The sequence below is a fragment of the Bradyrhizobium sp. KB893862 SZCCT0404 genome, from assembly GCF_018130885.1.
Taxonomy (GTDB): Bacteria; Pseudomonadota; Alphaproteobacteria; order Rhizobiales; family Xanthobacteraceae; genus Bradyrhizobium; species Bradyrhizobium stylosanthis.
Genome location: NZ_JAFCLT010000001.1, coordinates 111,536 through 137,639 on the forward strand (window position 1 = coordinate 111,536; position 26,104 = coordinate 137,639).

The 26,104-nt window shown below is 64.8% G+C and carries 27 protein-coding genes; 13 read left to right on the forward strand and 14 right to left on the reverse strand.

What is annotated here, in order from left to right; translation table 11 throughout:
* Nucleotides 1-2: 2 nt before the first annotated feature.
* Complete coding sequence (locus tag JQ617_RS00590; RefSeq protein WP_212023606.1) at nt 3-401, reverse strand: RidA family protein; 399 nt, start codon at nt 399-401, stop codon at nt 3-5.
* A gap of 137 nt (nt 402-538) precedes the next feature.
* Between JQ617_RS00590 and JQ617_RS00595 the strand changes: the two genes are divergently transcribed.
* Together JQ617_RS00595 and JQ617_RS00600 are read left to right on the forward strand one after the other, a co-directional pair.
* Nucleotides 539-1,144 carry a TetR/AcrR family transcriptional regulator gene (locus tag JQ617_RS00595; RefSeq protein ID WP_212023607.1) on the forward strand — a complete coding sequence of 202 codons (606 nt, stop codon included), beginning with the start codon at nt 539-541 and terminating at the stop codon, nt 1,142-1,144.
* Nucleotides 1,145-1,313: 169 nt separating this feature from the next.
* Complete coding sequence (locus JQ617_RS00600; RefSeq protein WP_212023608.1) at nt 1,314-2,051, forward strand: tetratricopeptide repeat protein; 738 nt, start codon at nt 1,314-1,316, stop codon at nt 2,049-2,051.
* 35 nt (nt 2,052-2,086) lie between these two features.
* On the opposite strand, the gene JQ617_RS00605 is transcribed toward JQ617_RS00600, so the two are convergent.
* A complete protein-coding gene (locus JQ617_RS00605) occupies nt 2,087-3,967 on the reverse strand; it encodes a TRAP transporter large permease (RefSeq protein ID WP_212023609.1) in 1,881 nt (626 codons plus the stop codon).
* Nucleotides 3,964-4,986 carry a TRAP transporter substrate-binding protein gene (locus tag JQ617_RS00610; RefSeq protein WP_212023610.1) on the reverse strand — a complete coding sequence of 341 codons (1,023 nt, stop codon included), beginning with the start codon at nt 4,984-4,986 and terminating at the stop codon, nt 3,964-3,966. The genes JQ617_RS00605 and JQ617_RS00610 overlap by 4 nt, the downstream gene beginning before the upstream one ends.
* Nucleotides 4,987-5,266: 280 nt before the next feature.
* On the opposite strand from JQ617_RS00610, the gene JQ617_RS00615 reads away from it, so the two are divergent.
* Together JQ617_RS00615 and JQ617_RS00620 are read left to right on the forward strand one after the other, a co-directional pair.
* Nucleotides 5,267-6,172, forward strand: coding sequence for a LysR substrate-binding domain-containing protein (locus JQ617_RS00615; protein WP_212023611.1), 906 nt, complete (start codon nt 5,267-5,269; stop codon nt 6,170-6,172).
* Between the two features lie 138 nt (nt 6,173-6,310).
* A complete protein-coding gene (locus tag JQ617_RS00620) occupies nt 6,311-7,666 on the forward strand; it encodes an NAD(P)H-dependent oxidoreductase (protein WP_212023612.1) in 1,356 nt (451 codons plus the stop codon).
* A gap of 26 nt (nt 7,667-7,692) precedes the next feature.
* Here the strand turns inward: JQ617_RS00620 and JQ617_RS00625 are convergent, their stop codons facing one another.
* Together JQ617_RS00625 and JQ617_RS00630 are read right to left on the reverse strand one after the other, a co-directional pair.
* Entirely contained in the window at nt 7,693-8,658 is a 966-nt protein-coding gene (locus JQ617_RS00625) for a DMT family transporter (RefSeq protein ID WP_212023613.1), read from the reverse strand.
* A 75-nt stretch (nt 8,659-8,733) separates the two neighbouring features.
* Nucleotides 8,734-9,213 carry a PaaI family thioesterase gene (locus JQ617_RS00630; protein WP_212023614.1) on the reverse strand — a complete coding sequence of 160 codons (480 nt, stop codon included), beginning with the start codon at nt 9,211-9,213 and terminating at the stop codon, nt 8,734-8,736.
* 184 nt (nt 9,214-9,397) lie between these two features.
* On the opposite strand from JQ617_RS00630, the gene purL reads away from it, so the two are divergent.
* Complete coding sequence (gene purL, locus JQ617_RS00635; protein WP_212023615.1) at nt 9,398-11,608, forward strand: phosphoribosylformylglycinamidine synthase subunit PurL; 2,211 nt, start codon at nt 9,398-9,400, stop codon at nt 11,606-11,608.
* A gap of 112 nt (nt 11,609-11,720) precedes the next feature.
* Here purL and JQ617_RS00640 read toward each other — a convergent pair whose 3' ends face one another.
* Nucleotides 11,721-12,905, reverse strand: a complete 1,185-nt coding sequence (locus tag JQ617_RS00640; protein WP_212023616.1) for an acyltransferase family protein — start codon at nt 12,903-12,905, stop codon at nt 11,721-11,723.
* 180 nt (nt 12,906-13,085) lie between these two features.
* Between JQ617_RS00640 and JQ617_RS00645 the strand changes: the two genes are divergently transcribed.
* Nucleotides 13,086-13,259 (forward strand): DUF1328 domain-containing protein, encoded by a 174-nt coding sequence (locus JQ617_RS00645; RefSeq protein ID WP_212023617.1) that lies wholly within the window; start codon nt 13,086-13,088, stop codon nt 13,257-13,259.
* A 135-nt stretch (nt 13,260-13,394) separates the two neighbouring features.
* Here JQ617_RS00645 and JQ617_RS00650 read toward each other — a convergent pair whose 3' ends face one another.
* A complete protein-coding gene (locus JQ617_RS00650; RefSeq protein ID WP_212023618.1) occupies nt 13,395-13,754 on the reverse strand; it encodes a DUF427 domain-containing protein in 360 nt (119 codons plus the stop codon).
* A 197-nt stretch (nt 13,755-13,951) separates the two neighbouring features.
* Between JQ617_RS00650 and JQ617_RS00655 the strand changes: the two genes are divergently transcribed.
* Genes JQ617_RS00655 through JQ617_RS00665 form a run of 3 tightly spaced genes read left to right on the forward strand, consistent with a single transcriptional unit; the run spans nt 13,952 to nt 15,780 of the window.
* On the forward strand, nt 13,952-14,188 hold the full coding sequence (locus JQ617_RS00655; RefSeq protein WP_015685068.1) for a BolA family protein: 237 nt from the start codon (nt 13,952-13,954) through the stop codon (nt 14,186-14,188).
* Nucleotides 14,189-14,213: 25 nt separating this feature from the next.
* Entirely contained in the window at nt 14,214-15,398 is a 1,185-nt protein-coding gene (locus JQ617_RS00660; RefSeq protein WP_212025931.1) for a low temperature requirement protein A, read from the forward strand.
* A gap of 7 nt (nt 15,399-15,405) precedes the next feature.
* Nucleotides 15,406-15,780, forward strand: a complete 375-nt coding sequence (locus JQ617_RS00665; protein ID WP_212023619.1) for a hypothetical protein — start codon at nt 15,406-15,408, stop codon at nt 15,778-15,780.
* 25 nt (nt 15,781-15,805) lie between these two features.
* On the opposite strand, the gene egtD is transcribed toward JQ617_RS00665, so the two are convergent.
* Together egtD and egtB are read right to left on the reverse strand one after the other, a co-directional pair.
* Nucleotides 15,806-16,777 (reverse strand): L-histidine N(alpha)-methyltransferase, encoded by a 972-nt coding sequence (gene egtD / locus JQ617_RS00670; RefSeq protein WP_063682467.1) that lies wholly within the window; start codon nt 16,775-16,777, stop codon nt 15,806-15,808.
* 51 nt (nt 16,778-16,828) lie between these two features.
* Nucleotides 16,829-18,127 carry an ergothioneine biosynthesis protein EgtB gene (gene egtB, locus JQ617_RS00675; RefSeq protein ID WP_212025932.1) on the reverse strand — a complete coding sequence of 433 codons (1,299 nt, stop codon included), beginning with the start codon at nt 18,125-18,127 and terminating at the stop codon, nt 16,829-16,831.
* A 273-nt stretch (nt 18,128-18,400) separates the two neighbouring features.
* Here egtB and grxD point away from each other — a divergent pair, with 273 nt between their 5' ends.
* From grxD to JQ617_RS00695, 4 genes are read left to right on the forward strand one after another with little or no spacing between them, the layout of a single operon-like run.
* Nucleotides 18,401-18,727, forward strand: a complete 327-nt coding sequence (grxD, locus tag JQ617_RS00680) for a Grx4 family monothiol glutaredoxin (RefSeq protein WP_212023620.1) — start codon at nt 18,401-18,403, stop codon at nt 18,725-18,727.
* 4 nt (nt 18,728-18,731) lie between these two features.
* The gene (locus tag JQ617_RS00685; protein WP_212023621.1) at nt 18,732-19,283 is read left to right on the forward strand and encodes an O-acetyl-ADP-ribose deacetylase; all 552 of its coding nucleotides are present in this window, start codon (nt 18,732-18,734) and stop codon (nt 19,281-19,283) included.
* 46 nt (nt 19,284-19,329) lie between these two features.
* Nucleotides 19,330-20,616: a serine hydrolase domain-containing protein gene (locus JQ617_RS00690; protein ID WP_212023622.1), complete on the forward strand. Its 1,287-nt coding sequence runs from the start codon at nt 19,330-19,332 to the stop codon at nt 20,614-20,616.
* Nucleotide 20,617: 1 nt separating this feature from the next.
* A complete protein-coding gene (locus JQ617_RS00695) occupies nt 20,618-21,880 on the forward strand; it encodes a serine hydrolase domain-containing protein (protein ID WP_212023623.1) in 1,263 nt (420 codons plus the stop codon).
* A 102-nt stretch (nt 21,881-21,982) separates the two neighbouring features.
* Here the strand turns inward: JQ617_RS00695 and JQ617_RS00700 are convergent, their stop codons facing one another.
* From JQ617_RS00700 to JQ617_RS00720, 5 genes are all read right to left on the reverse strand, one after another.
* Complete coding sequence (locus JQ617_RS00700) at nt 21,983-23,050, reverse strand: threonine aldolase family protein (RefSeq protein WP_212023624.1); 1,068 nt, start codon at nt 23,048-23,050, stop codon at nt 21,983-21,985.
* 89 nt (nt 23,051-23,139) lie between these two features.
* Complete coding sequence (gene rpsD / locus JQ617_RS00705) at nt 23,140-23,757, reverse strand: 30S ribosomal protein S4 (protein ID WP_063682476.1); 618 nt, start codon at nt 23,755-23,757, stop codon at nt 23,140-23,142.
* 204 nt (nt 23,758-23,961) lie between these two features.
* Nucleotides 23,962-24,729 (reverse strand): acyltransferase, encoded by a 768-nt coding sequence (locus tag JQ617_RS00710; RefSeq protein WP_212023625.1) that lies wholly within the window; start codon nt 24,727-24,729, stop codon nt 23,962-23,964.
* 106 nt (nt 24,730-24,835) lie between these two features.
* Nucleotides 24,836-25,219 (reverse strand): cupin domain-containing protein, encoded by a 384-nt coding sequence (locus tag JQ617_RS00715; protein ID WP_212023626.1) that lies wholly within the window; start codon nt 25,217-25,219, stop codon nt 24,836-24,838.
* A 68-nt stretch (nt 25,220-25,287) separates the two neighbouring features.
* Nucleotides 25,288-26,061, reverse strand: coding sequence for an HpcH/HpaI aldolase family protein (locus tag JQ617_RS00720; protein ID WP_212023627.1), 774 nt, complete (start codon nt 26,059-26,061; stop codon nt 25,288-25,290).
* Between the last annotated feature and the right edge of the window lie 43 nt (nt 26,062-26,104).

A 26,104-nucleotide genomic window follows, 5' to 3' on the forward strand; every position in this document is an offset into this window, starting at 1 on the left:
TCTTACGCGGCTTCGGGAATCCGGGCGATGACCTTGATCTCGAAGTCGAACCCGGCAAGCCAATTCACGCCAACGGCCGTCCAGTTCGGATAGGGCGCCTCACCAATCTCCGCGCTGCGGACAGCCATCACTGTTTCGACCTGCTTCTCGGGATCGGTGTGAAACGTGGTGACATCCACCACATCGTCCAGGGTGCATCCGGCAGCTGCGAGCACGCCGCGCAAATTGGCAAATGCACGCCGGACCTGATCCTCGAACACCGGCTCGGGTGAGCCGTCCTCACGACTGCCGACCTGCCCCGAGACGAACAGCAGGTCGCCGGACCGGATCGCTGCGGAATACCGATGCACTTCGTAAAGCGCATGGCGGTTTGCGGGGAAGATCGCCTCACGCTGGGGCATGTCTTGAGCCTTTCGAAAAAAGTGGGGTAGACGGCCGAATTGCCTTGTGGCGCCGGCCGTGCGATTGTTCGCATACGTTTCGTATGTGAGATACTTCTCACATACGTGGCGTATGTCAATCGGAAAATGGAGCGAGTATGGCCGAGGGAAAGCGCGCCGCAGCTATGGCGGAAAACCGGGCCAAGCTGATCCGCGCCGCGCGCAAGGCATTCGCCACGCAAGGTTATGCAGACGCGTCGATGGATGAGCTGACGGCCTCGGTCGGGCTGACGCGGGGCGCGCTCTATCACAATTTCGAAGACAAGAAGGGACTGCTCTGGGCGGTCGTCGAGCAGATCGATGGCGAAATGGCGGAGCGGCTGCGCGCGATCCGCGAGCAAGCGCCCACCTTGTGGCAAGGCTTGCTTGCAGAGGGCAGTGCCTACATCGAAATGGCGCTCGAACCTGAAATTCAGCGCATCATGCTGCTGGATGGGCCTGCCGTACTCGGTGATCCCTCGAAGTGGCCCGGCGAGAATGCCTGTCTTGATATTACCATGCGAACGATCCGGTCGCTGATCGACGAGAAGGTGGTGAAGCCTGTCGACGTCGAAGCGGCGGGGCGTTTGCTGAACGGCGCCGCGCTCAGTGCCGCATTATGGGTGGCCGCGGCCGATCATCCAAAGGCCGTGCTGAAGAAGGCCGTGGACGCGTTTCGACAATTGGCGAGCGGATTGCTGCGCGATTCGACTGGCCACGCATGAGATCGCTCGTGAACCTCCGTCGCGCTTGAGGCGACTGACTCCTCAATGCCCTCAAGGCGCGTGCGTCCGGGGTCGCTGATTTCCCGCGAAGGGGGCAACTCAAAGTTGTTCCGCCGCTGCGATTGCGATATCAGGGAGCGTGCGCTGTCGTTGTGCCCGTGGATGTCACATGCCCGTTGCCCTGATCGTTCTGCTGCTCGATCTCACGCTGATCTATCACGCCTCGCGAACCGGGCGGTTGCGGCCCTGGGCCTTCATCATCCTGCTGGTGCCGATGATGGGCGCGCTCGCCTATATCGCGGTCGAGCTCATTCCCGAATGGTTTTCCAGTCCCGGTGCCCGGCAGGCGCGCCAGCGCGTCGCCAACCGGCTCGACCCGGAGAAGCGCTATCGCGAGCTGTCGGACCGGCTGGCCGACGCCGACACCATCGCCAACCGCGCGGCACTGGCGGACGAGTGCGTCAATATCGGCCGGTTCGCCGAAGCCGAGCAGCATTATGACCACATCCTGAAGCTGCCGATGGGGCACGATCCCGCCTATGCGTTTCGCAAGGCGCAGGCCGAGTTTTCCGCCAAGCGTCCCGCCGACGCGCTCACGACGCTCGACGATCTCCAGAAGCAATGGCCGGACTTCGATTCCGCGGACGCCCATCTGCTCTACGCCCGCGCGCTCGCCGAGGTTGGCCGGACCGACGAGGCGCTGGAGGAATATCACGCTCTCACCGGCTATTTCCCCGGCGCCGAAGCGCGGGTGCGCTACGGCATGTTGTTGCAGACGGTCGGCCGTAGCGCCGAGGCGCGTATGGTCTTCAACGAGCTGCTGATCCAGATGCGCCGTGCGCCGAAATATCTGCGCAAGGCACAGGCCGAATGGCTGTCGATCGCAGAGAAGCAGCTTTCAACATAGGGGAAGCCGCACTGCTCGGCTTCAGCTTGACGATCTCACAGAAACACCAGCGAGATCCAGGGCACGAAGGTGATCAGCAGCAGGCCGAGGAACAGCCACGCCAGATAGATCCAGATCCGGCGCATGCCCGCGTCCGGCGACACGCCGCCGATGCTGCAGGCGGCGTAATAGCAGAGGCCGAATGGCGGGGCGAACAGGCCAAGGCCCATCGCCAGGATCACCACCATCGCATAATGCACCTCGTTGATGCCGAACGTTGCCGCGACCGGGAACAGCAACGGACCGAACAGCACGATGGCGGGAATCCCCTCCAGCACGCTGCCGAGCACGATGAAGGCGACCACCGAGATCAAGAGGAAGCCGTAAGCGCCGCCAGGCACGCCGGCCATGCGCGCGGCCAGATCATGCGAGAAGCCGGATTGCGCCAGCGCCCAGGCCATCGCGCTCGCGGCCCCCACGATGAACAGGATCGAGCCGGAGAGTGACGCGGTCTGCACCAGCATCGGCAGCACGTTCTTCCAGACCAGGCTGCCGCGATAGATGATGAGGCCGAGCACGAGGCAATAGGCGATGCCGATGGTCGAGACTTCGGTTGCGGTCGCAAATCCCTCGACCACCGCACTGCGGATCAGGAACGGCAGCGCCAGCGCCGGCAGCGCGGCCCAGAACGTCTTCGCCACCACCGACATCGGCGCGCGCTCCACCTTGACTGCGGCGTTCTCCTCCGTGCCTGCCCGATAGCGCGCGACGAAGGCGAGCACGATCGCGAGCACGATGCCCGGCAGGATGCCGGCGGTGAACAGGGCCGCGATCGAGACACCGGTGACGGAGGCGATCGCGATCAGCACGATCGACGGCGGAATGGTCTCGCTCATCGCGCCCGACGCCGCCAGCAGCGAGACCAGCTCGCCATCCTTCATGCCGCGCTTGCGCATCTCGGGAAACAGCACCGGCGCGATGGCGGCCATGTCGGCAGTTTTCGAGCCGGAGATGCCCGAGACGAGCAGCATGGCGCCCAGCATCACGTAGGACAGTCCGCCCCTGATATGGCCGAGCATCGAGGCGAGGAACGCGACCATGACGCGCGCCATGCCGGTCTGCTCGACGAGTTGTCCCAGCAGCACGAACAGCGGCACCGCGAGCAGGATCAGCGAGCTCATGCCCTCGTCGATCCGCCCGACCACGACCAGCAGCGGCGTCCGCGTCGTGGTGAGCAGGAAGGCGACGGTCGCCAGACAGAAGGAAAACGCGATCGGCACGCCCGCCATCACGGCGCATCCGAGCAGGCCGACGAAGAAGATCAGCAGGTTCCAGTTGCCGAGCGACTTCAGCGATGGACCTGCGAGATAGAGCACGCCGGCAATCGCCGCAAACAGGACGGCGACGGCAAGCAGGTCCTTTGCCGATCGCTTGACGAGCGTGAGGCAGATGCTGGCGAGCGCGATGATGCAGCCGACCGGGATCGCGGCCGCGCGGACCATGCCGGACCAGCCGAGCGCCGGCGTCTCGACGAAGGCCTGGTCTTCCACATAATCCAGTGCCGGATGCAGGATGATGGCGAGGAACAGCGCGACGCCGCCGGCTGCGAGGGTCGAGGCCCAGGCCTCCGCGCGTGGCGACAGATATGACGTGAAGAAGGTCAGGCGCATATGCGCCGAACGCTGCACGGCAATCGCGCTGCCGAGCATCGCCAGCCAGAGGAACAGGATCGACGCCAGCTCATCCGACCAGATGATCGGCCGGTGGAATATTCCACGTGCGACGATGCCGGTGAACAGGATGACCACCTCGGCGACCACCGCGATCGCGGCCGGGATCTCCACCAGCCAGCGCAACGACTGCTCCAGCCAGCGTCCCCGCAACGCCTGCGCCTCGCCGAGCGTTGCGGTTTCGTGCATGCCGATCACTGCGCTCATGCCAGTGCTCCGGCCGCGGCCTCCAGGATCTTCCAATTGTCCTCGCCGAACTTGCCCCGCCATTCCTTGTAGAAGCCGGCGGCCGACAATTCCTTGCGGAACGCCTCCTTGTCGGAGACCTCGAAAGTGATGCCCTTGGCGACCAGCTGGTCCTTCAACGTCAGGTTGAGCTTTGCGGTATCCGCCCGCTGCTCCATCGCGGCCTGGTCGAACTCTTTACGGACCAACGCCTGCAGATCGTCAGGCAGCGCCTTCACCGAGCGGCGGTTGCCGAGGATGAAGAAGGGATCCCAGATGTGGTTGGTCTCGGAGATGTATTTCTGCACCTCGTAGATCTTGCCGGCCTCGATGGTGACGAGGCCGTTCTCCTGGCCGTCGACCAGATGGGTCTGCAGCGCCGTGTACAATTCGTTGAAGTTGATCGAGGTCGGATTGGCGCCGAGCGACTTGAACAGCGAGGTGAAGATCGGCGACACCGGAACGCGGATGCGGTAGCCGGCGAGGTCGGCCGGCGTCTTGATCGGTTTTGCGAACGACGAGATCTGCCGGAACGTATTGTCGGCGGGCTTGGCCATCACCAGTGCGCCGGTCTTCTCGATCTGGCTTGCGATCAGCTTGCCGAGGTCGCCGTCCATCGCATGCCAGACCTGGCCGTAGTCGGAGAAGGCAAAGCCGACATTGGCGATGCCGGCGACCGGCGCCACCGTCGACAGCACCGAGCCCGCGATGTTGAGGAAATCGACGCCGCCGCTGCGGATCTGGGTCAACAGATCGGTGTCCGAGCCGAGCTGCGAGGCCGGAAAGAACTTGATCTCCAGCCTGCCACCGCTCGCGTCCTTGATCCGCTTCACGGCCTGATCGAGGCGGATGTTGATCGGCTGGCTCAGCGACTGGCCGGTGGCCAGCTTGTATTCGAACTCGGCCGCCTGCGCCGGCCTGGTGCGAATGGCAACCAATGGAACGGCGGCAGCCGCCACCATGAAGTTGCGGCGCGAAATCCTGTAGCCCTTGCCCGACATCGTTAGTCCTCCCTGATGGTTGGTGCGGCGCCTTTGTCGGCGCACGTGCTCGTTGCCGCGCGCAGGCCTTGCTGCGCCGGTCGTCAAGATCGCTTGTCTGCTGAAAGGGCCTGGTCTTGCGTTCCTTCCCCCTGGAAGGACCGGCGCTCTGCGCGGTCCTGTTTCCTCTATTGGTACCCGTCTGTCGCGGGCTGCCTCGAGCCTGAAGCCTAGATCGCTGGCCATGGGCGACAATTGAATTATATTCGCCGTCACTTTAGCTGGCCTAAAAGGTTTCCTGATGCAGATCCCCTTCCGCGCCATCATCGTCTTCCACGCGGTGGCGCGCGCGGGCAGCATTTCCCGCGCGGCGGATGAATTGCGGGTGACACCTTCGGCGGTCAGCCAGCAGATCCAGGCGCTGGAGCTGCATCTCGGCACCGCGCTGACCTCGCGGGTCGGGCGCAACATCACGCTGACCGAGGCCGGCGAGCGGTATTTCGAGATGATCAGCCGCGAGATCGAGCACGTCGCCGACGTGACGCAGCATGTCCGCGGCATCCGCTCGGCGACCACGTTGACGGTGCGTGCGGCGCCGAGCGTGTCGAGCAAATGGCTGCTGCCGCGGCTCTCCGGCTTCGTCAACGCCAATCCGGACATCGAATTGCGGCTTGACGGCACCAATGAGCCGACCGATTTCCGCAAGGAGAACGTCGACCTCGAGATTCGCCATGGCGAGGGCAGCTGGCCCGGTCTGTTCGTCGAAAGCCTTGGCAAGGAGCGCTTTTTTCCGCTGTGCGCACCATCATCCTTTGCCGCGGGCAGTCTTTCCGCCGCAGACCTGCTCAAGCACCGGCTGATCCATTCGGTGAAGTCGCAGATGCAGTGGCCGCGCTGGTTCGCGGAGGCCGGCCTCGAGCCCGTGGAACGCTGGAAGCGCGTGCTGTTCGACCGCAGCCACATGGCGATCGACGCGGCCGTCGACGGCCTCGGCATCGGGCTGGACAGCGAGCTGTTGGCCTGGCGCGAATTGCGCGACGGCCGCCTGGTTTGCCCCGTGAAGAACCCGCCGGAGGTCACGCTGACGACGCAATGGATCGTCTGTCCGCACGGCCATCTGCGCCACCGCAAGACCCGCACCTTCCTCGACTGGCTGCGGGGGGAGCGCGACGCCTGGAGCGCGCAGCACACCGTGCAGATTGTTTAGCGCGCCTACATCGTCGCGACAGATAATCTGAATTGCCCTCGGATTCGCCGCTGCCTAACGTTTCCGAACAAGGCGCGCGCGGCCGCTTGTCGCGGCCGCAACAGCGCCGTCACCCGAGGAACGTTTAAGGAAATCCAGATGAATCTCCATCGCATGCTGCTGGAGCGCAAGGCGGCCGGCAAGCCTGTTACCATTGGCCTGATCGGAGCCGGAAAATTCGGCCTGATGTTCCTGTCGCAGGTGCGCCAGACCGACGGCATGCATCTCGTCGGCGTCGCCGACCTGAACACGGCCCGTGCCCGCGCGCAGCTCAAGCTCGGCTGCTGGCCGGAAGAGCAATATGCGGCGACCACGATCGACGAGGCGCTCAGGCATGGCCGCACCGTCGTCACCGACAATGCCGACGCGCTGATCACCCATCCCGCCATCGAGGTCATCATCGAGGCGACCGGCGATCCCGGCGCCGGCATCCGTTTCGCGATGAAGGCGATCGAGAACGGCAAGCACATCGTGATGGTCAATGTCGAGGCGGATGCGGTCGCAGGTCCGATCCTGGCGCGCAAGGCGAAGCAGGCCGGCGTCGTCTATTCGCTCGCCTGGGGCGACCAGCCGGCGCTGATCGCCGATCACGTCGACTGGGCCCGCGCCGCCGGTTTCAAGGTCGTCGCCGCCGGCAAGGGCACGCGTTATCACCCGACCTATCACCAGTCGACGCCGGATACGGTCTGGGACATCCTCGACAAATACATGAAGATCAGGGATCGCAACTCGATCAACCCGAAGATGTTCAATTCCTTCGTCGACGGCACCAAGTCGGGTATCGAGATGACCGCGGTTTGCAACGCGACCGGGCTGCATGCGCAGAGCGAGGGCCTGTCGTTCCCGCCCGCCACCCGCTTCGAGCACGCCGAGATATGCAAGCCGAAATCCGATGGCGGCATGCTGGAGAAATCAGGCGTCACCGAGGTCACTTCGTCGGTCTATCGCGACGGCAGCGACGTGCCGCAGAGCCTCGTGATGGGCACCTATGTCGTGTTCGAGACCGACAGTGCCTATTCGGAGGAATGCTTCCGCGAATACAGCATGCTGCCGGACAAGACCGGCAAATACGCCTCGCTCTATCGTCCGATCCACATGATCGGCCTCGAACTCGGCATCTCCGTTGCGTCGGCGGCGCTGCGCAAGGAGCCGACCGGTGCGCCGATCGTGTTCAATTCGGACGTGGTCGCGACCGCCAAGCGCAAGCTCAAGGCCGGTGAGATGCTCGACGGCGAAGGAGGGTTCTGCGTCTGGGGCAAGCAGACCCCGGCCGATGCTTCGCTGAAGCAGGGCTATCTGCCGCTCGGACTCGCTCACCAGGTCAAGCTCAAGACCGACATCGCGGAAGGCCAGCGCTTGAGATGGGAGGACGTGGAGTACGACCCCGACAGCCTCGCCGTGCGAGTGCGGCGCGAGATGGAAGCGGCTTTCCGGCAGCCGAACGTTGCTGCCTGATTGACGCGCGCAAGAAGCGGTTGAAGCTAGCGTAGCTTCAACCGCTCCGCCGGCACCGTCATGGCCGCAACGCCGGCCATGACCAGCAGCAGGCCGAGGGCGAGGTTCGACGGCACGCTCTCGCCGAGCAGCAGCACGGACAGGCCGACACCGATGGGAATGCGCAGATAGCCCTGCGCGTTGGTGGTGAGGGTGCCGAGGCGGCCGAGGCAGACGTAGAACAGCATCAATCCGAGCGCGCTCGAGACGATGCCCATGACGATGGTGGCGACGATCGCCGTCGGGGTGGGGTGCAGCGTCCAGGGCTGGTCGATGATCAGCGAGGGCGGCAGCAGCACGAGGCCGCCGAACAGCAGCGAGCCGGTTGCCACCACCATCGGGTCGTATTCGGAGAGCCGCAGGCCGAAGATCGTCGCGCAGGCGAAGGAGATGGTGGCGAGCAGGATTGCGAGCTCCGCCACGATCTCGCTGCCGAAGCCGCGCAGCGCATCGAGGCCGACGATGGCGACGGTACCGGCAAGGCCGAGGATCGCGCCTGCGAGCTTCAGCAGCGTCGCCGGCTCATGCCGCGTGATCAGCGAGGTGATCAGGAAGGCGAAGATCGGCGTCGTCGAGGCCAGCACCACCGTGTTCGAGGCGGGGACATAGAGCTGCGCCCAGGTGATGATCAGGAACGGGAAGGTCGAGTTGATCAGCTGCTGGACCGCGAACAGCTTCCAGGCCTTCACGTCGATCGGCAGCTTGACCCCGCGCATCCACAGGATCGCGAACAGGAATGCGGCGGCGATCAGCGAGCGCGCCGAGATGAAGGTCACGGGCGGGATCGTGTCCAGCGCGAGCTTCGCCAGCGGATAGGTCGAGCTCCAGCAGCAGGCCAGCGCAAACAGCAGCGCATAGTCGCGCCAGTTGCGCGCGCCGGCGGCGGGCATGGACGGCAGCGACGACGATACGGAGGCCGCTGCGCGACCCCTCGGCGATGTGCTCTGCGGCACCTTGTTCCTGCTCCCCGGCGCGACAGCGCTTGCCGCAACTGTGGGCGAGGGGCTGCGAAAAGGGAAGGCGTCGAGCTATGCGTTTGGCTGGGGCTGCGGCTTCCGCTTCATCCGCTTGATCGTGCCGGAAAAGGTGAGCAGCAGCCGCTCGCCGGACATCATCTTGCCGCGCAGGAAGATCAGCGAGCCGCCGGCCCGGCTCACGTCTCCGGTGCATTCGATCAGCTCGCCCTCGCGTGCCGCGTCGAGGAATTCGCAGGAGAAATTGGTCGTCACCGCCCGGCTGTCCAGGACATGGGTGGCGATCGCAAACAGGGAATAGTCGGCGAAGGCCATGTAGCAGCCGCCATGGACGTTGCCGGAGCCGTTGAGGTGCTTCTTCTCGACCCGGAAGGCGCTGCGGACGCCGCCGTCGGCCTCGATCCGGTGCCAGAAGGGGCCGACATGGGACTCAAAACTGTCGCGAATCCAGGTCCGCCAGCCCTCAAATTCGCCCTCGGTGGCGACATGGAGGTCGGGGCGGCGCGGCGGGGGCGATTTGGTCAATTCGTGCAAGGAAATGGGCCTTCAATTACGGGTCTTTAGCCCTTAAATCCGATCCGTCAGCGCCTTGCAATTCCCGTTCCTGCCGCCCCGCCTTGCAAAACGTGGGACAGCGGGAAAATGCATCACAAAGGGCTTTTCGTCGGCCCTCGATGTTCCTAAGAACGGCCAAACCGCCGCCGAAAGCCCCGAATCCATGAAGAACGAACCCAAGATCACCCCCGAGCTGGTTGCCGCCCACGGGCTCAAGCCCGACGAATATGAGCGCATCCTCAAGCTGATCGGGCGGGAACCGACCTTCACCGAGCTCGGCATCTTCTCGGCGATGTGGAACGAGCATTGCTCGTACAAGTCCTCGCGCATCCATCTGCGCGGCCTGCCGACCAAGGCCCCCTGGGTGATCCAGGGCCCCGGCGAGAATGCCGGCGTGATCGACATCGGCGACGGCCAGGCCGTGGTCTTCAAGATGGAGAGCCACAACCACCCGAGCTACATCGAGCCCTACCAGGGCGCGACCACCGGCGTCGGCGGCATTTTGCGCGACGTCTTCACCATGGGCGCGCGCCCGATCGCCTGCCTCAACGCGCTGAGCTTCGGCGCGCCCGAGCATGCCAAGACCCGGCATCTCGTCTCCGGCGTCGTCGCCGGCGTCGGCGGCTACGGCAATTCCTTCGGCGTGCCGACGGTCGGCGGCCAGGTCCGTTTCCACACCCGCTATGACGGCAACATCCTCGTCAACGCGATGGCAGTGGGCCTTGCCGATGCCGACAAGATCTTCTACGCGGCCGCCTCCGGCGTGAACATGCCGATCGTCTATCTCGGCTCCAAGACCGGCCGCGACGGCATCCACGGCGCCTCGATGGCGTCGGCCGAGTTCGACGACAAGTCCGAGGAGAAGCGTCCGACCGTGCAGGTCGGCGACCCCTTCGCCGAAAAGCTGCTGCTGGAAGCCTGCCTCGAGATCATGGAGAAGGGCTGCGTCATCGCGATCCAGGACATGGGCGCGGCGGGGCTGACCTGCTCGGCGGTCGAGATGGGCGCCAAGGGCGATCTCGGCGTCGATCTCGATCTCGATGCGGTGCCGACGCGCGAGACCGGCATGAGCGCCTACGAGATGATGCTCTCGGAGAGCCAGGAGCGCATGCTCATGGTGCTCAAGCCCGAGAAGGAAAAGGAAGCCGAGGCGATCTTCAAGAAGTGGGGCCTCGACTTCGCCGTGGTCGGCTACACCACGCCGAGCAAGCGCTTCGTGGTCAAGCATGGCGGCGACGTCATGGCCGATTTGCCGATCAAGGAGCTCGGCGACGAGGCGCCTCTCTATGACCGCCCGCATGTTCCGTCCGCCGCGCTGCCGGTCGTGCATGCGCGCGACGTGCCGGCGCCGATGGGCCTGGGTGCCGCGCTGGAGAAGCTGATCGGCACGCCCGACATGTGCAGCAAGCGCTGGGTGTGGGAGCAGTACGACCACGTCATCCTCGGCAACACCATGCAGCGCCCCGGCGGCGATGCCGCGGTCGTGCGCGTGCAGGACGGGCCGAAGGGCCTGGCGCTCACCGTCGACGTCACGCCGCGCTATTGCGAGGCCGATCCGTTCGAGGGCGGCAAGCAGGCGGTGGCGGAAGCCTGGCGCAACATCACCGCGGTCGGCGGCAAGCCGCTCGCGATCACCGACAATCTCAACTTCGGCAACCCCGAGCGGCCCGAGATCATGGGCCAGTTCGTCGGCTGCCTGAAGGGCATCTCGGAAGCCTGCCGCACGCTCGACTTCCCGGTCGTCTCCGGCAACGTCTCGCTCTACAACGAGACCAACGGCCGCGCGATCCTGCCCACGCCCTCGATCGGCGGTGTCGGCCTGCTCGACGATTTCACCAAGTCCGCATCGCTCGCCTTCAAGGCCGAGGGCGAGGCGATCCTGCTGATCGGCGAGACCCATGGCTGGCTCGGTCAATCCGTGTACCTGCGCGACATCTGCGGTCGCGAGGAGGGCGCGCCGCCGCCGGTCGATCTCGCGGCCGAGAAGCGCAACGGCGATTGCGTGCGCGGCATGATCCATGCCGGCACCGCGACGGCGGTGCACGACCTCTCCGACGGCGGCCTTCTGATCGCGCTCGCCGAGATGGCGATGGCGAGCGGTATCGGTGCCAAGCTGCTGGCGGCGCCGACCTCGCTGGTCTCGCATGCCTATTGGTTCGGCGAGGACCAGGCGCGCTATCTCGTCACCGTGCCGGAAACGGAAGCCGGCCGCGTCCTCGCCAAGATGCGCGGCTGCGAGGTGCCCTGCGTGCGGATCGGCACCACCGGCGGCGATACCATCGCGATCGCAGGCGAGGCGCCTGTGTCGATCGATGCCCTGCGCAAGTCGTTCGAGCGCTGGCTGCCGGAGTATATGGGCGGCAAGGCGGCGTAAGGGCCGCCTCACTCTCGGTCTGGTAGCCCGGATGAGCGCAGCGACATCCGGGACCTTGCTGGCACCGTGTCCCGGATGTCGCTGCGCTCATCCGGGCTACGGGTGCGGCGGCTCACAACACGTGCGACGCGCCCGGTATCTTCCGTAGCGCCGCCGTCAGGCCCCAGCTCAGGATCACCGTGAGCACGAAGCCGATCGCGGCCTTTGCGATCGCGGGCCACGCATAATCGTACAGTGCGTACTGGATCCATAGCGCGATCGGATAGTGCACCAGGAAGATGCCATAGGCGTCCGCCTGCATGCGGTCGAGCAGGTTCGGTCCCGGCGATTTCGAATGCAGGAAGAAGGCGAGGATCGCGAGCAGGATCGAGGCCGAGAACAGCACGAAGAACGTGCCGTAGAACACATGATACCATGACGGCAGGTGATCGGGATTACCGAGGATCTCGCGCTTGATATAGATCATGCACCACATCAGGCAGTAGGGGATCAGCGTGATGATCACCCACAGCCAGCGGCTCTTCGGCAATTGGCCCTCGGCGCTGAGGATGCCGCGATCGAAGTTCGCGGCACCGACGCTGGCGCCAATGAAGAAATAGGCGAAATAGAGCAGGATCCGGCTCGCCTGCACCGAGAACGGCCCGAACTCGAACCATTTGTTGGTGCCGAAATGGACCAGCGGCGGCAGATAGACGATGACGCTCACGGCGACGAGCATCAGCCAGAACACCGTGGGCTGCTCGAATCCGCGCAGCGAGATGCGGTTACCGGGATCGACCAGATGTGCCGAGACCCGGTAGAGCAGGCTCGCGGTCAGGTCGAACGCCAGCAGCACCCAGACGAACCAGATCGGGCCGCTCGGCCAAGGGCCGACGGTGACGGTCTTCCACCAGAACGACGCGAAGCTCAGCCCGGGATCGTGCCGCAGCGCGATCGCGTAATAGGCGATGGGAATGACGGTGAGCGCCGCGATCGCGAACGGCAGGCCGAGCCGCAAGAGACGGTCGCGCAGAAAGACCGACGGCGCCTTGCGCGCAATGCCCGGCCAGGTGAATAGCCCCGACAGGAAGAAGAACATCGCCATGAAGAAGCTGTCGGTGGCGAGCACGATCACGTCGAAGCCCGCCCAGGAGGCCGGATCGGTGTGACCGAAATGGGTGTAGGGAATGACGGCGTGATGCAGCAGCACCACCAGCGTGAGGAAGGTGCGGGCGCGATCGAGCGACAGATTGCGCGCCTTGGCCTTCGGTGCAGCGTGCGGCTCTGCGCCGATCGCCGCTGTATGTGATATCGTCATCGTAACGCCCCGCGCTCCTGCCCCCGCTGGACTGTGCCGCCGGGAACCGGATTCAGCAAGGGTCGTTTCAATCATCCAACAGTTGTAACTCCCAGTTGGAACCAGTTCCGCGCATCGCAGTTAGCGTTCGCGAAATGGGCGTGAGGGCCGCGAGACGCGGTATCCAGTGCGGAGTTGGCGATGACGATCCTGAAATGGGCGCTGATCTTTTTATTGATCTCGATCGTGGCCGGCGTGCTCGGCTTCACCGGTCTCTCGGCCACCTCCGCCGACATTGCCCGCTTCCTCTTCTACGTCTTCGTCGCGATCTTCCTGGTGCTGCTGATATTGGGGCTCACGATATTCAGGGCGTAGCCGCGCTGCGTCAGCTATCGCCTCCGTCATGGCCGGGCTTGTCCCGGCCATCCACGGACTTCTCAATTCGCGATTGCCCAAGAGCGTGGATGGCCGGGACAAGCCCGGCCATGACGGCGCGGCGTACAGCGCAGGCTACCCCACTTCCTCGATCTTCACCTTGTCCGGATAGAAGGCGAGGTGGCCGGTAATCTCGGTCATGGCGGGGAAGGGCGCCTCGTAGGTCCAGATCGCATTGTCGAGCGTCTTGCCGTCGGCCTTGACGCTGTAATAGCTCGCGTCCCCCTTGTAGGGGCAATGGGTGACGCGGTTGGTGCGCTCCAGGAGCGCCATGTTGGCGTCTTCCCGCGGCACATATTGCACCGCCGGATATCTGGCCTCCTTGAGGGTCAGTGCCTTGCTGGTCTCGGCGATCACGATGTCGCCAGCCGTGACGCGGACGCGCCGGGGGTTTTGGGTGATGGTGATGGGGTGGTCCGGCCCTGGAAGCTTCATGATTCACGCCTTTTCTATCATTCTGCCGCGCGCGGCACTTTGTCGTGCCTTTATCCCGATGCGACCAGGGATATAGTGCCGGAAAGCGTGACGTAGAAGGCCGTTCACGCTAAGTTTGGCCGAGCCGGTCCCGGGGACCCCGGCGAGCGATTCGACGACGAGGCTGCATTGCAGCCGACATAAGGAGCTAGACCCGAATGCCCATGGACGCCCACGATATCGAGGCGATGATCAAGGCAGCGATCCCCGATGCCGAGGTGACCATCCGTGACCTCGCCGGCGATGGCGACCATTATGCCGCGACCGTGATCTCGGAATCCTTCCGCGGCAAGTCCCGCGTCCAGCAGCACCAGATCGTCTATCGGTCCCTGCAAGGCCAGATGGGCGGCGTGCTGCACGCATTGGCGCTGCAAACCGGCGTACCCGGCACCTGACCTGACCAGCGCGACGGGGGCGATGATGGCTGCGGATAATGCGCGCGGCGCGATGTTTCGCGTCATCCTTCCGAACCAGCCCAGCCGCGTCACCAATGCCGAGTTGTTCTTCGACCTGGTCTTCGTCTTCGCCGTCACGCAGGTGTCGCACACGCTGCTGCACCATTTCACGCCGCTCGGCGCGGTCGAGGTCACCCTGCTGTTTCTGGCGGTGTGGTGGGTGTGGGTCTACACCGCCTGGGTCACCAACTGGCTCAATCCCGAACTGACGCCGGTCCGCATCCTCATCTTCCTGATGATGCTGGGCGGCCTCGTGCTGTCCACGACGATCCCGACCGCCTTCGACGGCCGCGGCCTCTGGTTTGCGATCGCCTACGCGACCATGCAGGTCGGACGCACCGCGTTCTGGCTGTTCGCGACCCCGCGCCACAGGACGGCGGTGCGGCACAATGCGATCCGAATCCTGATCTGGCTTTGCGGCTCGGCAGTCTTCTGGATCCTCGGTGGCCTCGCGCACGGCGAGGAGCGGCTGTGGTTCTGGATCGTGGCGCTTGCGATCGAATATGTCTCGCCCGCGGTGCGCTTCTGGGTCCCGAAGCTCGGCTTCTCGTCGGTCGAGGCTTGGGCCGTCGAAGGCGGCCACATGGCCGAGCGCTGCGCCGGCTTCATCATCATCGCGCTCGGCGAAGCTGTCGTCGTCAACGGCGCGACCTTTGCCGAACTGCAATGGACCGCCGATAATATCCTGGCCTTCGTCTCGGCACTGGTCGGCAGTATCGCGATGTGGTGGGTCTATTTCCACAAGGGCGCCGAGGCCGGCTCGGAGCGGCTCTCGAAGTCTGCCGAATCCGGCCGGCTGGCTCGGCTCGCCTACACCTATCTGCATCTGCCGATCGTCGCCGGCATCATCCTGACCGCGGTCTCGGACGAGCTGGTGCTGAAGCATCCGACCGGCCATTCCGACATCCGCACCATCATCAGCACGATCGGCGGGCCGCTGGTGTTTCTGGTCGGCACCATCCTGTTCAAGCACTCGATCCGCGGCTTCCTCCAGCTCTCGCACGGCATAGGCATCATCCTGCTCCTGGCGCTGTGGTGGTTCGCAGCCGATCTGTCGCCGCTCTGGCTGTCGGTGGCGACGAGCGTGATCATGATTGTCGTCGCGGTGTGGGAGTCGATGTCGCTGCGGTCGAAGCCGGAGGAGGCGTGAGCGCGGCATGCGGCGCCTCATCATCCTCGGTGCTGTCCTTGCGGTGGCTGGACTCGTTGTCGAGGAAACCACGCAGGGGCGGGTGCTCGGTCAAGGCCCGTCGGCCTGCGAAGCCATCGGAGGCAAGCCTGCAATAGGGCGCTGCGTCACGCCGGCCTGTTACTGGCAGGGCGATTGCGGGCATTGGGCAAACCCGGCGAAATGGGTCGACCGGCTCAAGCCGGGCGACCCGGTCTCAAAGGTGGTTTTCTGGCTCGGGGAGCCGCTCCAGCGCGATGGTGACGATCTCTCCTGGTCGTGCGGCAAGCCAAGCGCCCACAGCTTCCGCGCCGTCATCCGCGACCAGCGGCTGGTGTCGGTCGAACAGTGCGAGCCTGACTGAAGCCGCCGAGCGATGGCCGCGGGTCTTACTCCGCGACCTCCAGTGCATGCACCGAGAACATCTTCGCCGCATCCGTCCAGCTCTCGCGCACGCGCCAGCCCGCGCCCTGCGCCAGCGCGGCAAAGCGTTCGATGCTGTATTTGTAGCTGTTCTCGGTATGAATGCTCTCGCCGGGACGGAACGAGAAGCTGGTGCCGAGCAGCCGCACAGTCTGGCTCTTCTTGCTGATCAGGTGCATCTCGATGCGGTGCCGCTCGCGATTGTAGATCGCGCGATGGGTGAAGGCGGACAGGTCGAAATTGCCGCCGAGCTCGCGATTGATCCGCACCAAAACATTGAGGTTGAAGCGCGCGGTGACGCCGGCCGCGTCGTTGTAGGCATCAAAGAGCACGCGCTCGTCCTTCTCGAGGTCGGCGCCGATGATCATCTGCGCGCCCCTGCCGAGGATCCGGCGCGCGCTCTTCAGGAACGCCTGCGCTTCATGCGGCTCGAAATTGCCGATGGTCGAGCCGGGGAAGAAGCCGACCTTCGGCATGGACGCGACCGCCTTGGGCAGCTCGAACGGCGTGGTGAAGTCGGCGGCGACGGGATAGATGCCGAGCGCGGGGAAGTCGCGCTTGAGCCCGTTCGCCTGCGCCTGGAGGAAGTCGCCAGAGATGTCGACGGGGACATAGGCGGCGAACTTGCACTGATTGAGCAGCAGGCGGACCTTCGTGGTCGCGCCGGCGCCGAACTCGACGAGGGCCGCATGCTCCGGAATGATCTTTGCGATCTCGCTGCCGCGTTCCTTCAGGATCGATAGCTCGGTGCGGGTCGGGTAGTATTCCGGCAGCTTCGTGATCGCCTCGAACAATTCCGAGCCGGTCGCGTCATAGAAATATTTCGGCGACAGCTTTTTCGGCTGCTGCGAGAGGTCCTCGATGGCCTCGCGGGCGAAAGCGGTGGTCTGCTCGTCGGGGAGATGGGCTTCGGCCAAAGCGCTGGCGTGCACATTCATGATACTCTCCTGAACGCGCTGTCCGGCGCGCATCTGTCGTCGGATTAAAGACTAGACGTAGTCAGCAAGCCGCAGGCCGGTGAACTGCCAGCGGTGGTGCGGATAGAAAAAGTTACGATAGGTAATACGGCTGTGGCCTTCAGGGGTTGCAAGCGAAGAGCCGCGCAGCACCAATTGGTTGACCATGAACTTGCCGTTGTACTCGCCGAGCGCGCCTTCGATCGCGCGATAGCCGGGGTAGGGCGAGTATGACGAGCGCGTCCATTGCCAGACGATGCCGAAGGCGTCGTTGAGCTGACGGGTGCGGGCCGCGACCTCCCATTCCGTCTCGGTCGGCAGATGCTTTCCGGCCCAGCGCGCGAACGCATCGGCCTCGTAATAGCTGATGTGGCAGACCGGCGCGTCGGGATCGACCGGCCTGAGACCGGCCAGCGTCATCACCTGCCATCCGCCGTCGACTTCGCGCCAATGGCCCGGGGCCTGCCAGTCTTCCTTGCTGGCGGCGGCAAAGCCGTCCATCAGCCACAGCGTTGCCGTCCGGTAGCCGCCGTCGCGCATGAAGGCGAGCCATTCGGCATTGGTGACGAGATTGCGTGCGATGCTGACCGGGCCGACGAGGGCGCGGTGGGCCGGCTTCTCGTTGTCGAAATGGAAGCTGTCATCGACATGGCCGACGGTATGGATGCCTTCGTTGAGCGTCATCCAATCGTCACCGGCGCGCGTCGCGGATGGAAAGCGCCAGTCCGCATCGTAGGCCGGATAGACCGGGTTCTGTGCGAAGGCGTGCAGAATGTCGGTGAACATCAGCTCCTGATGCTGCTGCTCGTGGTTGAGCCCGACCTCGACCAGCGGCGCCAGGGCCCGGAGCTTTTCCGCATCTGCCTCGCGGAAGAATTTCACGACCGCCGCATCGACATGGCGGCGATAGGCGCCGACCTCGTCTGCGCTGGGACGGGTGATGTCGCCGCGATGATTGCGGGCATGACGCGGCCCGGCGCTGACGTAATAGGAATTGAATAGGAAGGCGAAATCGGGATGGAAGGGTCGGTAGCCGGGGGCGTGCTCGCCGAGCAAGAACTGCTCCCAGAACCAGGTGGTATGGGCCCGATGCCATTTCGCCGGGCTCGCATCCGGCATGGACTGGATCTGCTGGTCCTCGGGCGACAGCGGCGCGGCCCGGCGCTCGGTCTCGTTGCGGACGGTGAGAAAGGCATCCTCCAGCCGCCGGGCGAGGCTGCCCGGGTCGGAGGACGGTGACGAAAGCGCGGGGGCGGCCGTGGCGGAGGCTGGTTTCGTCACGTTTTTCTCCAGACAGGACAAGAGAACGTTGTTGGCGTTGCCCGGTTCCAAAACCAAGGTTCGTCCTAGATAGGGGCTCCGTTACGGTATGAAAGTCCTCCCCGGCGATGATATTCGTGCCGTCATGCAATGAGCCGGCACCGTCCGGATCGGCCGCCCGGGGTGGGACAAGGCCCGGGACAAGGGGCCGGGGCAGACCCGTTCGCCGCCATTTTACTTTGGATGCACAACGGTTTGGGCTACATATATAGGCAGGTATCGGGTTAGATCGGCTGAGCCGGCCCGAAGCAATTGGTGAGGGCTCTGCCCCAGAAGGACACGGATATGAGCATCGCGGAATTCATCGACAACGAAGTGAAGTCGAACGACGTGGTTCTGTTTATGAAGGGTACGCCGCAATTTCCGCAGTGCGGTTTCTCCGGCCAGGTCGTGCAGATCCTCGACCACATCGGCGTTGGCTATAAGGGCCTCAACGTTCTCGAATCCGCCGAACTGCGCAACGGCATCAAGGAATTCTCGAACTGGCCGACCATCCCGCAGCTCTACGTGAAGGGCGAGTTCGTCGGCGGCTGCGACATCGTCCGCGAGATGTTCCAGGCCGGCGAATTGCAGCAGCTCTTCTCCGAGAAGGGCGTCGTCGTCGCGGCCTGAGGCTGTGAGCCTGCTGTCGCGCAGGATTGGCGGCGCGGAGCTCGAGATCATCGTTGCCGACATCACGACACTCGGCGTTGACGCCATCGTCAACGCCGCCAATTCGTCGCTCCTTGGCGGGGGCGGCGTGGATGGCGCGATCCATCGCGCCGCCGGGCCTGATCTGGTCGCCGAATGCCGCATGCTGCACGGCTGCAAGACCGGCGATGCCAAGATCACCAAAGGCTACCGGCTCAAGGCCGCGCATGTGATCCACACCGTCGGACCGGTCTGGAACGGCGGCACCCTCAACGAGGACGATCTGCTCGCCTCCTGCTATCGCCGGTCAATGGAGCTGTGCGGCAAGCACGAGCTGACCTCGGTGGCGTTTCCCGCGATTTCGACCGGGATTTTCCGCTTTCCTGCTGATCGGGCCGCCAAGATCGCGATCCATACGACCATCGACGCCCTGCCGGCCGCGCCCTCGGTCGGCCACGTCGTCTTCTGTTGTTTTTCGGAGGCAAGCGCGGCGCTCCATACGGACGTTTTGGCGCGCTACAGCGGCCCTTGTGCCTGATGGCCCGGTCGGTACACTCCGCCGGACCATGTTCCGGGGAGGGGATATGATTTTACGATCTGGACTGCGTGCGTTCGCTTGCGGCGCGTTGTTGTCGCTTGGCGCGATGTCGTTCGCGAAGGCGGAGGGCACCTACGAGATTCCTGCCGGCGCGCATTTCAACCAGGAGAAGCTCGGCAAGATCAGCGAGTTCTTCAAGAACGAGGTCGCGACCGGCAAGATCGCCGGCGCCACCGTGCTGATCAGGCAGCACGGCAAGCCGGTCTACCACGAAGCCTTCGGCGTGCAGGACGTAGCCAGCAAGGCGCCGATTACCGACAAGACGATCTTCCGCCTGTTCTCGATGAGCAAGGCGATCACCTCCGTCGTTGCCGTGCAGATGATCGAGGACGGCAAGATCAAGCTCGATGATCCCCTCTCGAAATACATTCCCTCCTTCGCCAACGTGAAGGTCGGCGTCGAAAAGAAAGCCGACGACGGCACCAAGTCGCTGGAGCTGGTGCCACCGAACCGGCCGATCACCGTGCTCGACCTGATGCGCCACACCTCGGGCATCACCTATGGCTTCTATGGCGACAGCCTGGTCCGCAAGGCCTATCGCGATGCCAATATCTACGCCGGCGATTTCGATCTCGCCGAGTTCGCCGAGCGCATCGCCAAGCTGCCGCTGCACAACCAGCCGGGTGCGCTGTGGCAATACGGCCATTCCACCGACGTTCTGGCGCGCGTGATGGAGATCGCGGCCGGCAAGCCGCTGATCGACATCATGCGGGAGAAGCTGCTGGACCCGCTCGGCATGGTCGATACCGGCTTCTTCGTGACGGCTCCCGAGAAGCAGAAGCTTCTGGCGCAGCCGGTGCCGAACGACAGCGATTTCCGGGTTGGCCGGATCAACGATCCGACGGTCGTCAAGAAGATCCAGTTCGCCAGCGGCGGCATGGTGACGACCATGGCCGACTATGAGCGCTTCGCGCAGATGCTGCTCAACGGCGGGACGCTCGACGGCAAGACGATCCTCAAGCCCGAGGCGTTCAAGTTGATGACGACCGACAAGATCGGGCCGGGCTCCGGCGTCGATCGCGACTATTTCTATTTCCCCGGCGACGGCTTCGGCTTTGGTCTCGGGCTTGCGGTCCGCACCGATCCCGGCAACGCAAAACCGCCGCCGCCCGGCGATCTCGGGGAATTGAAGTGGGACGGCGCCTCCGGCTGCTACTTCGTGATCGATCCCAAGCAGGACATGTTCTTCGTCCTGCTGGAGCAGACCCCGACCGAGCGCCAGCGCGTGCAGCGGACATTGAAGCAGTTGGTTTATGAATCCATGGAGAATTGACATGTTCGGGCGCCGCGCGCTGTTCGCGGCGCTCGTTCTGCTGTCGAGTGCGGCCGGTGCGCAGGCGGGCCCGGACGGGCGCGCGCGCAGCTTCTCGCCCGAAGGCCTCGCCAAGGTCTCCGACTACATCCGCAAGGAGATCGCCGCCGGAACGTTCCCGGGCGCGATCCTGCTGCTCCAGCAGCACGGCAAGCCGGTCTATTACGAGAATTTCGGCGTTCGCGACGTCGCCACCGAGATTTCGATGAGCGCGGACACGATCTTCCGCCTCTATTCGATGTCGAAGCCGGTCACGACGGTCATGGCGATGATGCTGGTCGAGGAGGGCAAGCTTTCGCTCGACGATCCCGTCGCAAAATACATTCCGGCCTTCGGCAGGATGAAAGTCGGCGTCGAGAAGAAGGCCGAGGACGGCAAGGTTTCGCTCGATCTCGAGCCGCTCAATCGTCCGGTGACGGTCAAGGATCTGATGCGCCACACCTCCGGGCTGCCATACGGCTATTATGGCGGAGGCCCGGTGAACAAGCTCTATGCCGACGCCGGTCTGTTCGACAACAAGGCTCTGACCAATGCCGAGCTCGTCGCGAAGATCGCCACGCTGCCGCTCGCCGAACAGCCCGGCACGATCTGGGACTACGGCCTCTCCACCGACGTGCTCGGCCGCATCGTCGAGGTGATCTCGGGCAAATCGCTGCTCCAGTTCGAGAAGGAGCGGCTGCTCGATCCGCTCGGGATGACGGAGACCGCTTACTACGTCGCCGATCCCGCCAAGTGGCCGCGCATCGCCGAGCCGATGCCTGCGGACCGCGCGATCAGCCCGATGACGCAGGTGCGCGATCCCCGGCAACCGCTGAAATGGGAGTCCGGCGGCGGCGGCCTCGTCGGAACGGTCGGCGACTACGCGCGCTTCTCGCAGATGCTGCTGAACGGCGGCACGTTCGAAGGCCGGCGCTATCTCAAGGCCGAGACCATCGCACTGATGGCCAAGGACCACATAGGACCGGAGACGAAGGTCTCGCGCGATCAGAACTATTATCCGGGCGCAACGAGCGGCTTCGGTCTCGGCTTCGCGGTGCGCACGTCGGTGCCGGAGGGGACGTCATGGCCGCTCGGCGAGTATCGCTGGGACGGCGTCGGCGGCACGTTCTTCTTCATCGATCCCGAGGACGATCTGTTCGGGATATTCATGGTGCAGACCCCCTCGCAGCGCGGCCGGGTCCAGCTTGCGCTGAAGACGCTGATCTATCAGGCGATGGGGCGGTAGACTCTCGCCGTTTTCGTAGCCCGGATGGAGCGCAGCGCAATCCGGGACTACCCACGCGCGGATAAATCCCGGATTTCGCTGCGCTCACCCGGGCTACGGGACCTACGCCCCGCGCACGATCTCGCGCACGTATCCGATCGTTTCCTCGACCTGGGCCGCATTGACGTCGAGATGGGTGCAGGCGCGGATGCGACCGTCCATCATCGCGAGCGTCACGCCGCGCTGGCGCAGCGCCGCCACCATCTTGTCGCCGGGAATGCCGGCGCCGTCGGGCTTGAAGAACACGAGGTTGGTCTCGGGCTCCTGCACCTCGATGCCTGCGATCTGCGACAGCCCGCGGGCGAGCGCGCGCGCATTGGCGTGGTCGTCGGCAAGGCGCTCGACGTGATGATCGAGCGCGTAGATGCAGGCGGCCGCGCAGATGCCGGCCTGCCGCATCGAGCCGCCGAGGCGCTGCTTCCACTGCCAGACCGCATCGATGAAGGTGCGCGTGCCGGCAAGCACGCCGCCGATCGGCGCGCCCAGGCCCTTGGAGAAATCGATCCAGGCCGAGTCCCAGCCCGCGGTCATGTCGCGCGGGGAGATGCCGCTCGCCACCGTGGCGTTGAGCAGGCGCGCGCCGTCCATGTGGGTGACGAGGCCGTGCTGCTTGGCGATCGCGACGATCTCGTCGAGCGCGGCCTTCTTCCAGATCGTGCCGCCGCCGATATTGGCGGTCTGCTCGACGCTGACGACGGTCTGCGGCGGCTGGTAGCGCGTGCGCGGGTGCAGCGCCTTGCGAAAGGTCTCCGGCGTGAACTGGCCGTCGGGGCCCTTGAGCTGCGTCACCTGGAAGCCGCCGATCGCGGCATGCGCGCCGCCTTCGCGGGCGATGATGTGCGCGGTCTCATGCGCCAGGATCTCGTCGCCGGGACGGCAATGCACCAGCGTCGCGGTGACGTTGCACATCGTGCCCGAGGGCATGTAGACCGCCGCTTCCTTGCCCATCAGTGCGGCAACGCGCTCGCACAGCGCATTCACGGTCGGATCGTCGCCGACCTGCTCGTCGCCGACCTCCGCCCGCGCCATCGCCTCGCGCATTCCAGCCGTCGGCTTGGTCTGCGTGTCCGAGAGCAGATTGATGCGCACCGGCGGCGCCTTAGGATCGACAGGGGGAGGGGTGTAGAGCATGCGACGGCTCCTCAAAGCATTGCGGCCACTGAAGTGTGGCTCTTAAGCAAAAAGGCCCCGGCGAACCGGGGCCTTTCGATAGTCAGATCTTAGCGCGAATAGAATTCGACGACCAGATGCGGCTCCATCTGCACCGGGAACGGCACGTCGGAGAGGCCGGGGATGCGCGTGTACTTCGCGGTCATCTTGCCGTGGTCGACTTCGAGATAGTCGGGGGTCTCGCGCTCGGGAAGCTGGCTGGCTTCGAGCACGTGGGCGAGCTGCTTGGAGGCTTCCTTGACCTCGATCACGTCGCCGACCTTGAGCTGGTAGCTCGAGATGTTGACCTTGCGGCCGTTCACCTTGATGTGGCCGTGGTTGATGAACTGGCGGGCGGCGAAGATCGTCGAGACGAACTTGGCGCGGTACACGACCGCGTCGAGACGACGCTCCAGCAGGCCGATCAGGTTCTCGCCGGTGTCACCCTTGAGGCGGCTGGCCTCGACATAGATGCCGTGGAACTGGCGCTCGGAAATGTTGGCGTAGTAGCCCTTCAGCTTCTGCTTGGCGCGCAGCTGCACGCCGAAGTCGGAGAGCTTGCCCTTGCGGCGCTGGCCGTGCTGGCCGGGGCCGTATTCGCGGCGGTTCACGGGGCTCTTCGGGCGGCCCCAGATGTTCTGGCCCATACGGCGATCGATCTTGTACTTCGCCTCACTGCGCTTAGTCATCGCGTCCTCTTGATAGAGTTAGGTTGGTTTGAGGAAACGCGCCCTCCTGTGTGACGGGATGGATCCCGGCACCGACAGGTCCGATCCCCAAAGCTTAAGGGACTGGACCACGGGTCGCGAAACGCTTCGCGGGCCGAAAACGGCCCGCGAGCAGGCGGCTTTTAGGAGAGTTTGGGGCTCGCTGTCAATGCGAATGGCCCGGAATCACGTCCTGACCGCCCGGATTGGCTTTGAGCCCGCCGCCCGCAATTCGGCAGCTATTTCAGTGTTCAGGACCTGTTCCAGCCGGGTCAGGACCCGGGCGATGGGGGCGGCGTCGGTCACCCGGTGATCCCAGCGGATCACGACATGGATGGTCTGGTCGCCCTCGACCACCCCATAGCTGACGATATAGGGGCCTGGCGTGACGGGATGGAGCTCTCCGCCGCCATAGGCGGCCACCGAGCTCACCGCAAAGCTGCCGAACCAGTTGCCGCGCTGGCGGCCGAAATTCAGCCCGATGGCCCAGGACAGGCGCCGCAGGGGCAGCGGCAGGCGGGTCGCCCGCATGATCTTGCGGAACATCGGGACGTCCTCGATCGGCGCTGTCTTGGCGCGGCGGATCTCGGCGTCCACGTCCGCCAGCGGCAGGGCCTCCGGGGCCGCGATTCGCTGCGGCATCACGCATTCCTCGCCATCCTCGACCCGGGCAATGGCCACCAGCGCCACGCTCCTGGGCAGCTCGTATAGCGTCGGCCAGGGCCATTTGGCGTAGACGGTACGCAGGACCGGCTCATCCCTGGCGACGATGGCAAATGCCTTGACGAACATGGCGGCCCAGCCTGCAGGTGCCATCGCACCTGCGCGGGCCTCCAGCAGGGGGCGGATGTTGAGTGAACGGGACAGCGAGACGAACGGCACGTCCATCGACGCGCGCATGAGGTCGCAAATCAGGCGCCGGGGCAGCGAAATGGTCTTGGGCGTCCCGCGCATTGGTCCTTCGGTTCCCGCAGATGAAAATATGTGCAGCGAGCAGGTTCCTGCCCGCCGCACGCTGTAGCACGAACCTAACCCGCTTGGGGCCGGTCGGTTCGCCGCATCAGGGCGCCGGCGAGGCCAGCGGCTTGGTCTTGTCGACGATGTAAACTCCAAGCACTTTCATGGCCTTATCGCCATGAGCCTTGGCGTCATGCACGACGCCGGCCGGGATCTGGTAGGAATCACCAGCTTTCAGGGTCTTTTCCGGCTGGCCGTCGATCAGGAGATTGAGCTCGCCTTCCAGTACATAGCCCGTTTCGACCCCGGGATGGGTATGGCGGCCGGCCGCGCCGCCTGCCGGGACTTCCGCGATGGCGGTGATGGTGGCGTAACCGTCGGGGAATTCGACCTTCTGGAGCGGGGTACGTTTGATTCCGGGCTGCTGGGCGAAGGCCGCAAAGGCAATGGCGGCGAAGGACAGAGCGAACAAAGTCTTTTTGAGCATGGTTTTTCCTCCCTGGGAGGCGGACCCTAGCAGCGCAGCAGTGCCCGGCAAGGTGGCAATCGGCTTGTTCAGCGCCTGATGCCGTCGAACGCCGCCATGATGCCGCGCTGGAACAGCGACCAGTCGAAGCCGAGTGCGATGGCGCGGTAGCCGCGGTCGACCAGGGCGTTGGCCTGGTCGGCAGTGCGGGCCACGCCGCCGATCGGCACGCCGCTTCGGAGGATGCCCGCCTCCGCGCGGGCGACCAGCGCGAGCAATTCCGGATCGTCGATCTGGCCGCGCTTGTTGATGGACGTCGCGAGATCGCCGGGGCCGATCACCGCGACGTCGATCCCTGGCGTTGCCATGATCTCGTCGATGCGGTTGACGGCCTCGACATGCTCGATGGTGACCATGCAGATCATCTCGTCGTCGGCGCCGGCCATGTAGTCGGGCATCGACTGGCCCCAGCGGAACGGCGCGTGGAACGGACCCCAGAGCCGGTCGCCGCGCGGCGGATAGCGCACGCTGCGCACGGCCTTCTCGGCGTCCGCGCGATTGCTGATCATCGGAAAGTTGATGCCGAACGCGCCGATGTCCATCGGCGCCTTCGCAAGCCACGGCTCGTTCGCCGCGATCCGCACCAGGGGCGTGCATGGCGTGCCGGTGGTGGCTGCGATCATCGCATGCGCTTCGGTGAGCCCGATCGGTCCGTGCTCGAGATCGACGATGATCCAGTCCAGCGAACGCGCCATGATCTGCACCATCTGCACGCTCGGGATGGTCGCGATCGCGCCGAAGGCGGGGCGGCCCTCGCTCCACAATTGGCGGAGGCGATTGAGCGGCTTTGCGGGGACCGGCATGGGATGACCTGCGGAAAGACGACGACGGCGGAGCCTAGCAGCG

What these genes read in the sequence shown, in the direction of transcription:
- JQ617_RS00715 (WP_212023626.1), bottom strand. Translation starts at nt 25,219, where the DNA reads ATGCTCAAAAAGACTTTGTTCGCTCTGTCCTTCGCCGCCATTGCCTTT.
- JQ617_RS00695 (WP_212023623.1), top strand. Translation starts at nt 20,618, where the DNA reads ATGTTCGGGCGCCGCGCGCTGTTCGCGGCGCTCGTTCTGCTGTCGAGT.
- JQ617_RS00590 (WP_212023606.1), bottom strand. Translation starts at nt 401, where the DNA reads ATGCCCCAGCGTGAGGCGATCTTCCCCGCAAACCGCCATGCGCTTTAC.
- JQ617_RS00645 (WP_212023617.1), top strand. Translation starts at nt 13,086, where the DNA reads ATGACGATCCTGAAATGGGCGCTGATCTTTTTATTGATCTCGATCGTG.
- JQ617_RS00640 (WP_212023616.1), bottom strand. Translation starts at nt 12,905, where the DNA reads ATGACGATATCACATACAGCGGCGATCGGCGCAGAGCCGCACGCTGCA.
- JQ617_RS00665 (WP_212023619.1), top strand. Translation starts at nt 15,406, where the DNA reads ATGCGGCGCCTCATCATCCTCGGTGCTGTCCTTGCGGTGGCTGGACTC.
- JQ617_RS00600 (WP_212023608.1), top strand. Translation starts at nt 1,314, where the DNA reads ATGCCCGTTGCCCTGATCGTTCTGCTGCTCGATCTCACGCTGATCTAT.
- JQ617_RS00700 (WP_212023624.1), bottom strand. Translation starts at nt 23,050, where the DNA reads ATGCTCTACACCCCTCCCCCTGTCGATCCTAAGGCGCCGCCGGTGCGC.
- purL (WP_212023615.1), top strand. Translation starts at nt 9,398, where the DNA reads ATGAAGAACGAACCCAAGATCACCCCCGAGCTGGTTGCCGCCCACGGG.
- rpsD (WP_063682476.1), bottom strand. Translation starts at nt 23,757, where the DNA reads ATGACTAAGCGCAGTGAGGCGAAGTACAAGATCGATCGCCGTATGGGC.
- grxD (WP_212023620.1), top strand. Translation starts at nt 18,401, where the DNA reads ATGAGCATCGCGGAATTCATCGACAACGAAGTGAAGTCGAACGACGTG.
- JQ617_RS00620 (WP_212023612.1), top strand. Translation starts at nt 6,311, where the DNA reads ATGAATCTCCATCGCATGCTGCTGGAGCGCAAGGCGGCCGGCAAGCCT.
- egtD (WP_063682467.1), bottom strand. Translation starts at nt 16,777, where the DNA reads ATGAATGTGCACGCCAGCGCTTTGGCCGAAGCCCATCTCCCCGACGAG.
- JQ617_RS00610 (WP_212023610.1), bottom strand. Translation starts at nt 4,986, where the DNA reads ATGTCGGGCAAGGGCTACAGGATTTCGCGCCGCAACTTCATGGTGGCG.
- JQ617_RS00710 (WP_212023625.1), bottom strand. Translation starts at nt 24,729, where the DNA reads ATGCGCGGGACGCCCAAGACCATTTCGCTGCCCCGGCGCCTGATTTGC.
- JQ617_RS00655 (WP_015685068.1), top strand. Translation starts at nt 13,952, where the DNA reads ATGCCCATGGACGCCCACGATATCGAGGCGATGATCAAGGCAGCGATC.
- JQ617_RS00595 (WP_212023607.1), top strand. Translation starts at nt 539, where the DNA reads ATGGCCGAGGGAAAGCGCGCCGCAGCTATGGCGGAAAACCGGGCCAAG.
- JQ617_RS00615 (WP_212023611.1), top strand. Translation starts at nt 5,267, where the DNA reads ATGCAGATCCCCTTCCGCGCCATCATCGTCTTCCACGCGGTGGCGCGC.
- JQ617_RS00690 (WP_212023622.1), top strand. Translation starts at nt 19,330, where the DNA reads ATGATTTTACGATCTGGACTGCGTGCGTTCGCTTGCGGCGCGTTGTTG.
- JQ617_RS00650 (WP_212023618.1), bottom strand. Translation starts at nt 13,754, where the DNA reads ATGAAGCTTCCAGGGCCGGACCACCCCATCACCATCACCCAAAACCCC.
- JQ617_RS00660 (WP_212025931.1), top strand. Translation starts at nt 14,214, where the DNA reads ATGGCTGCGGATAATGCGCGCGGCGCGATGTTTCGCGTCATCCTTCCG.
- JQ617_RS00720 (WP_212023627.1), bottom strand. Translation starts at nt 26,061, where the DNA reads ATGCCGGTCCCCGCAAAGCCGCTCAATCGCCTCCGCCAATTGTGGAGC.
- JQ617_RS00605 (WP_212023609.1), bottom strand. Translation starts at nt 3,967, where the DNA reads ATGAGCGCAGTGATCGGCATGCACGAAACCGCAACGCTCGGCGAGGCG.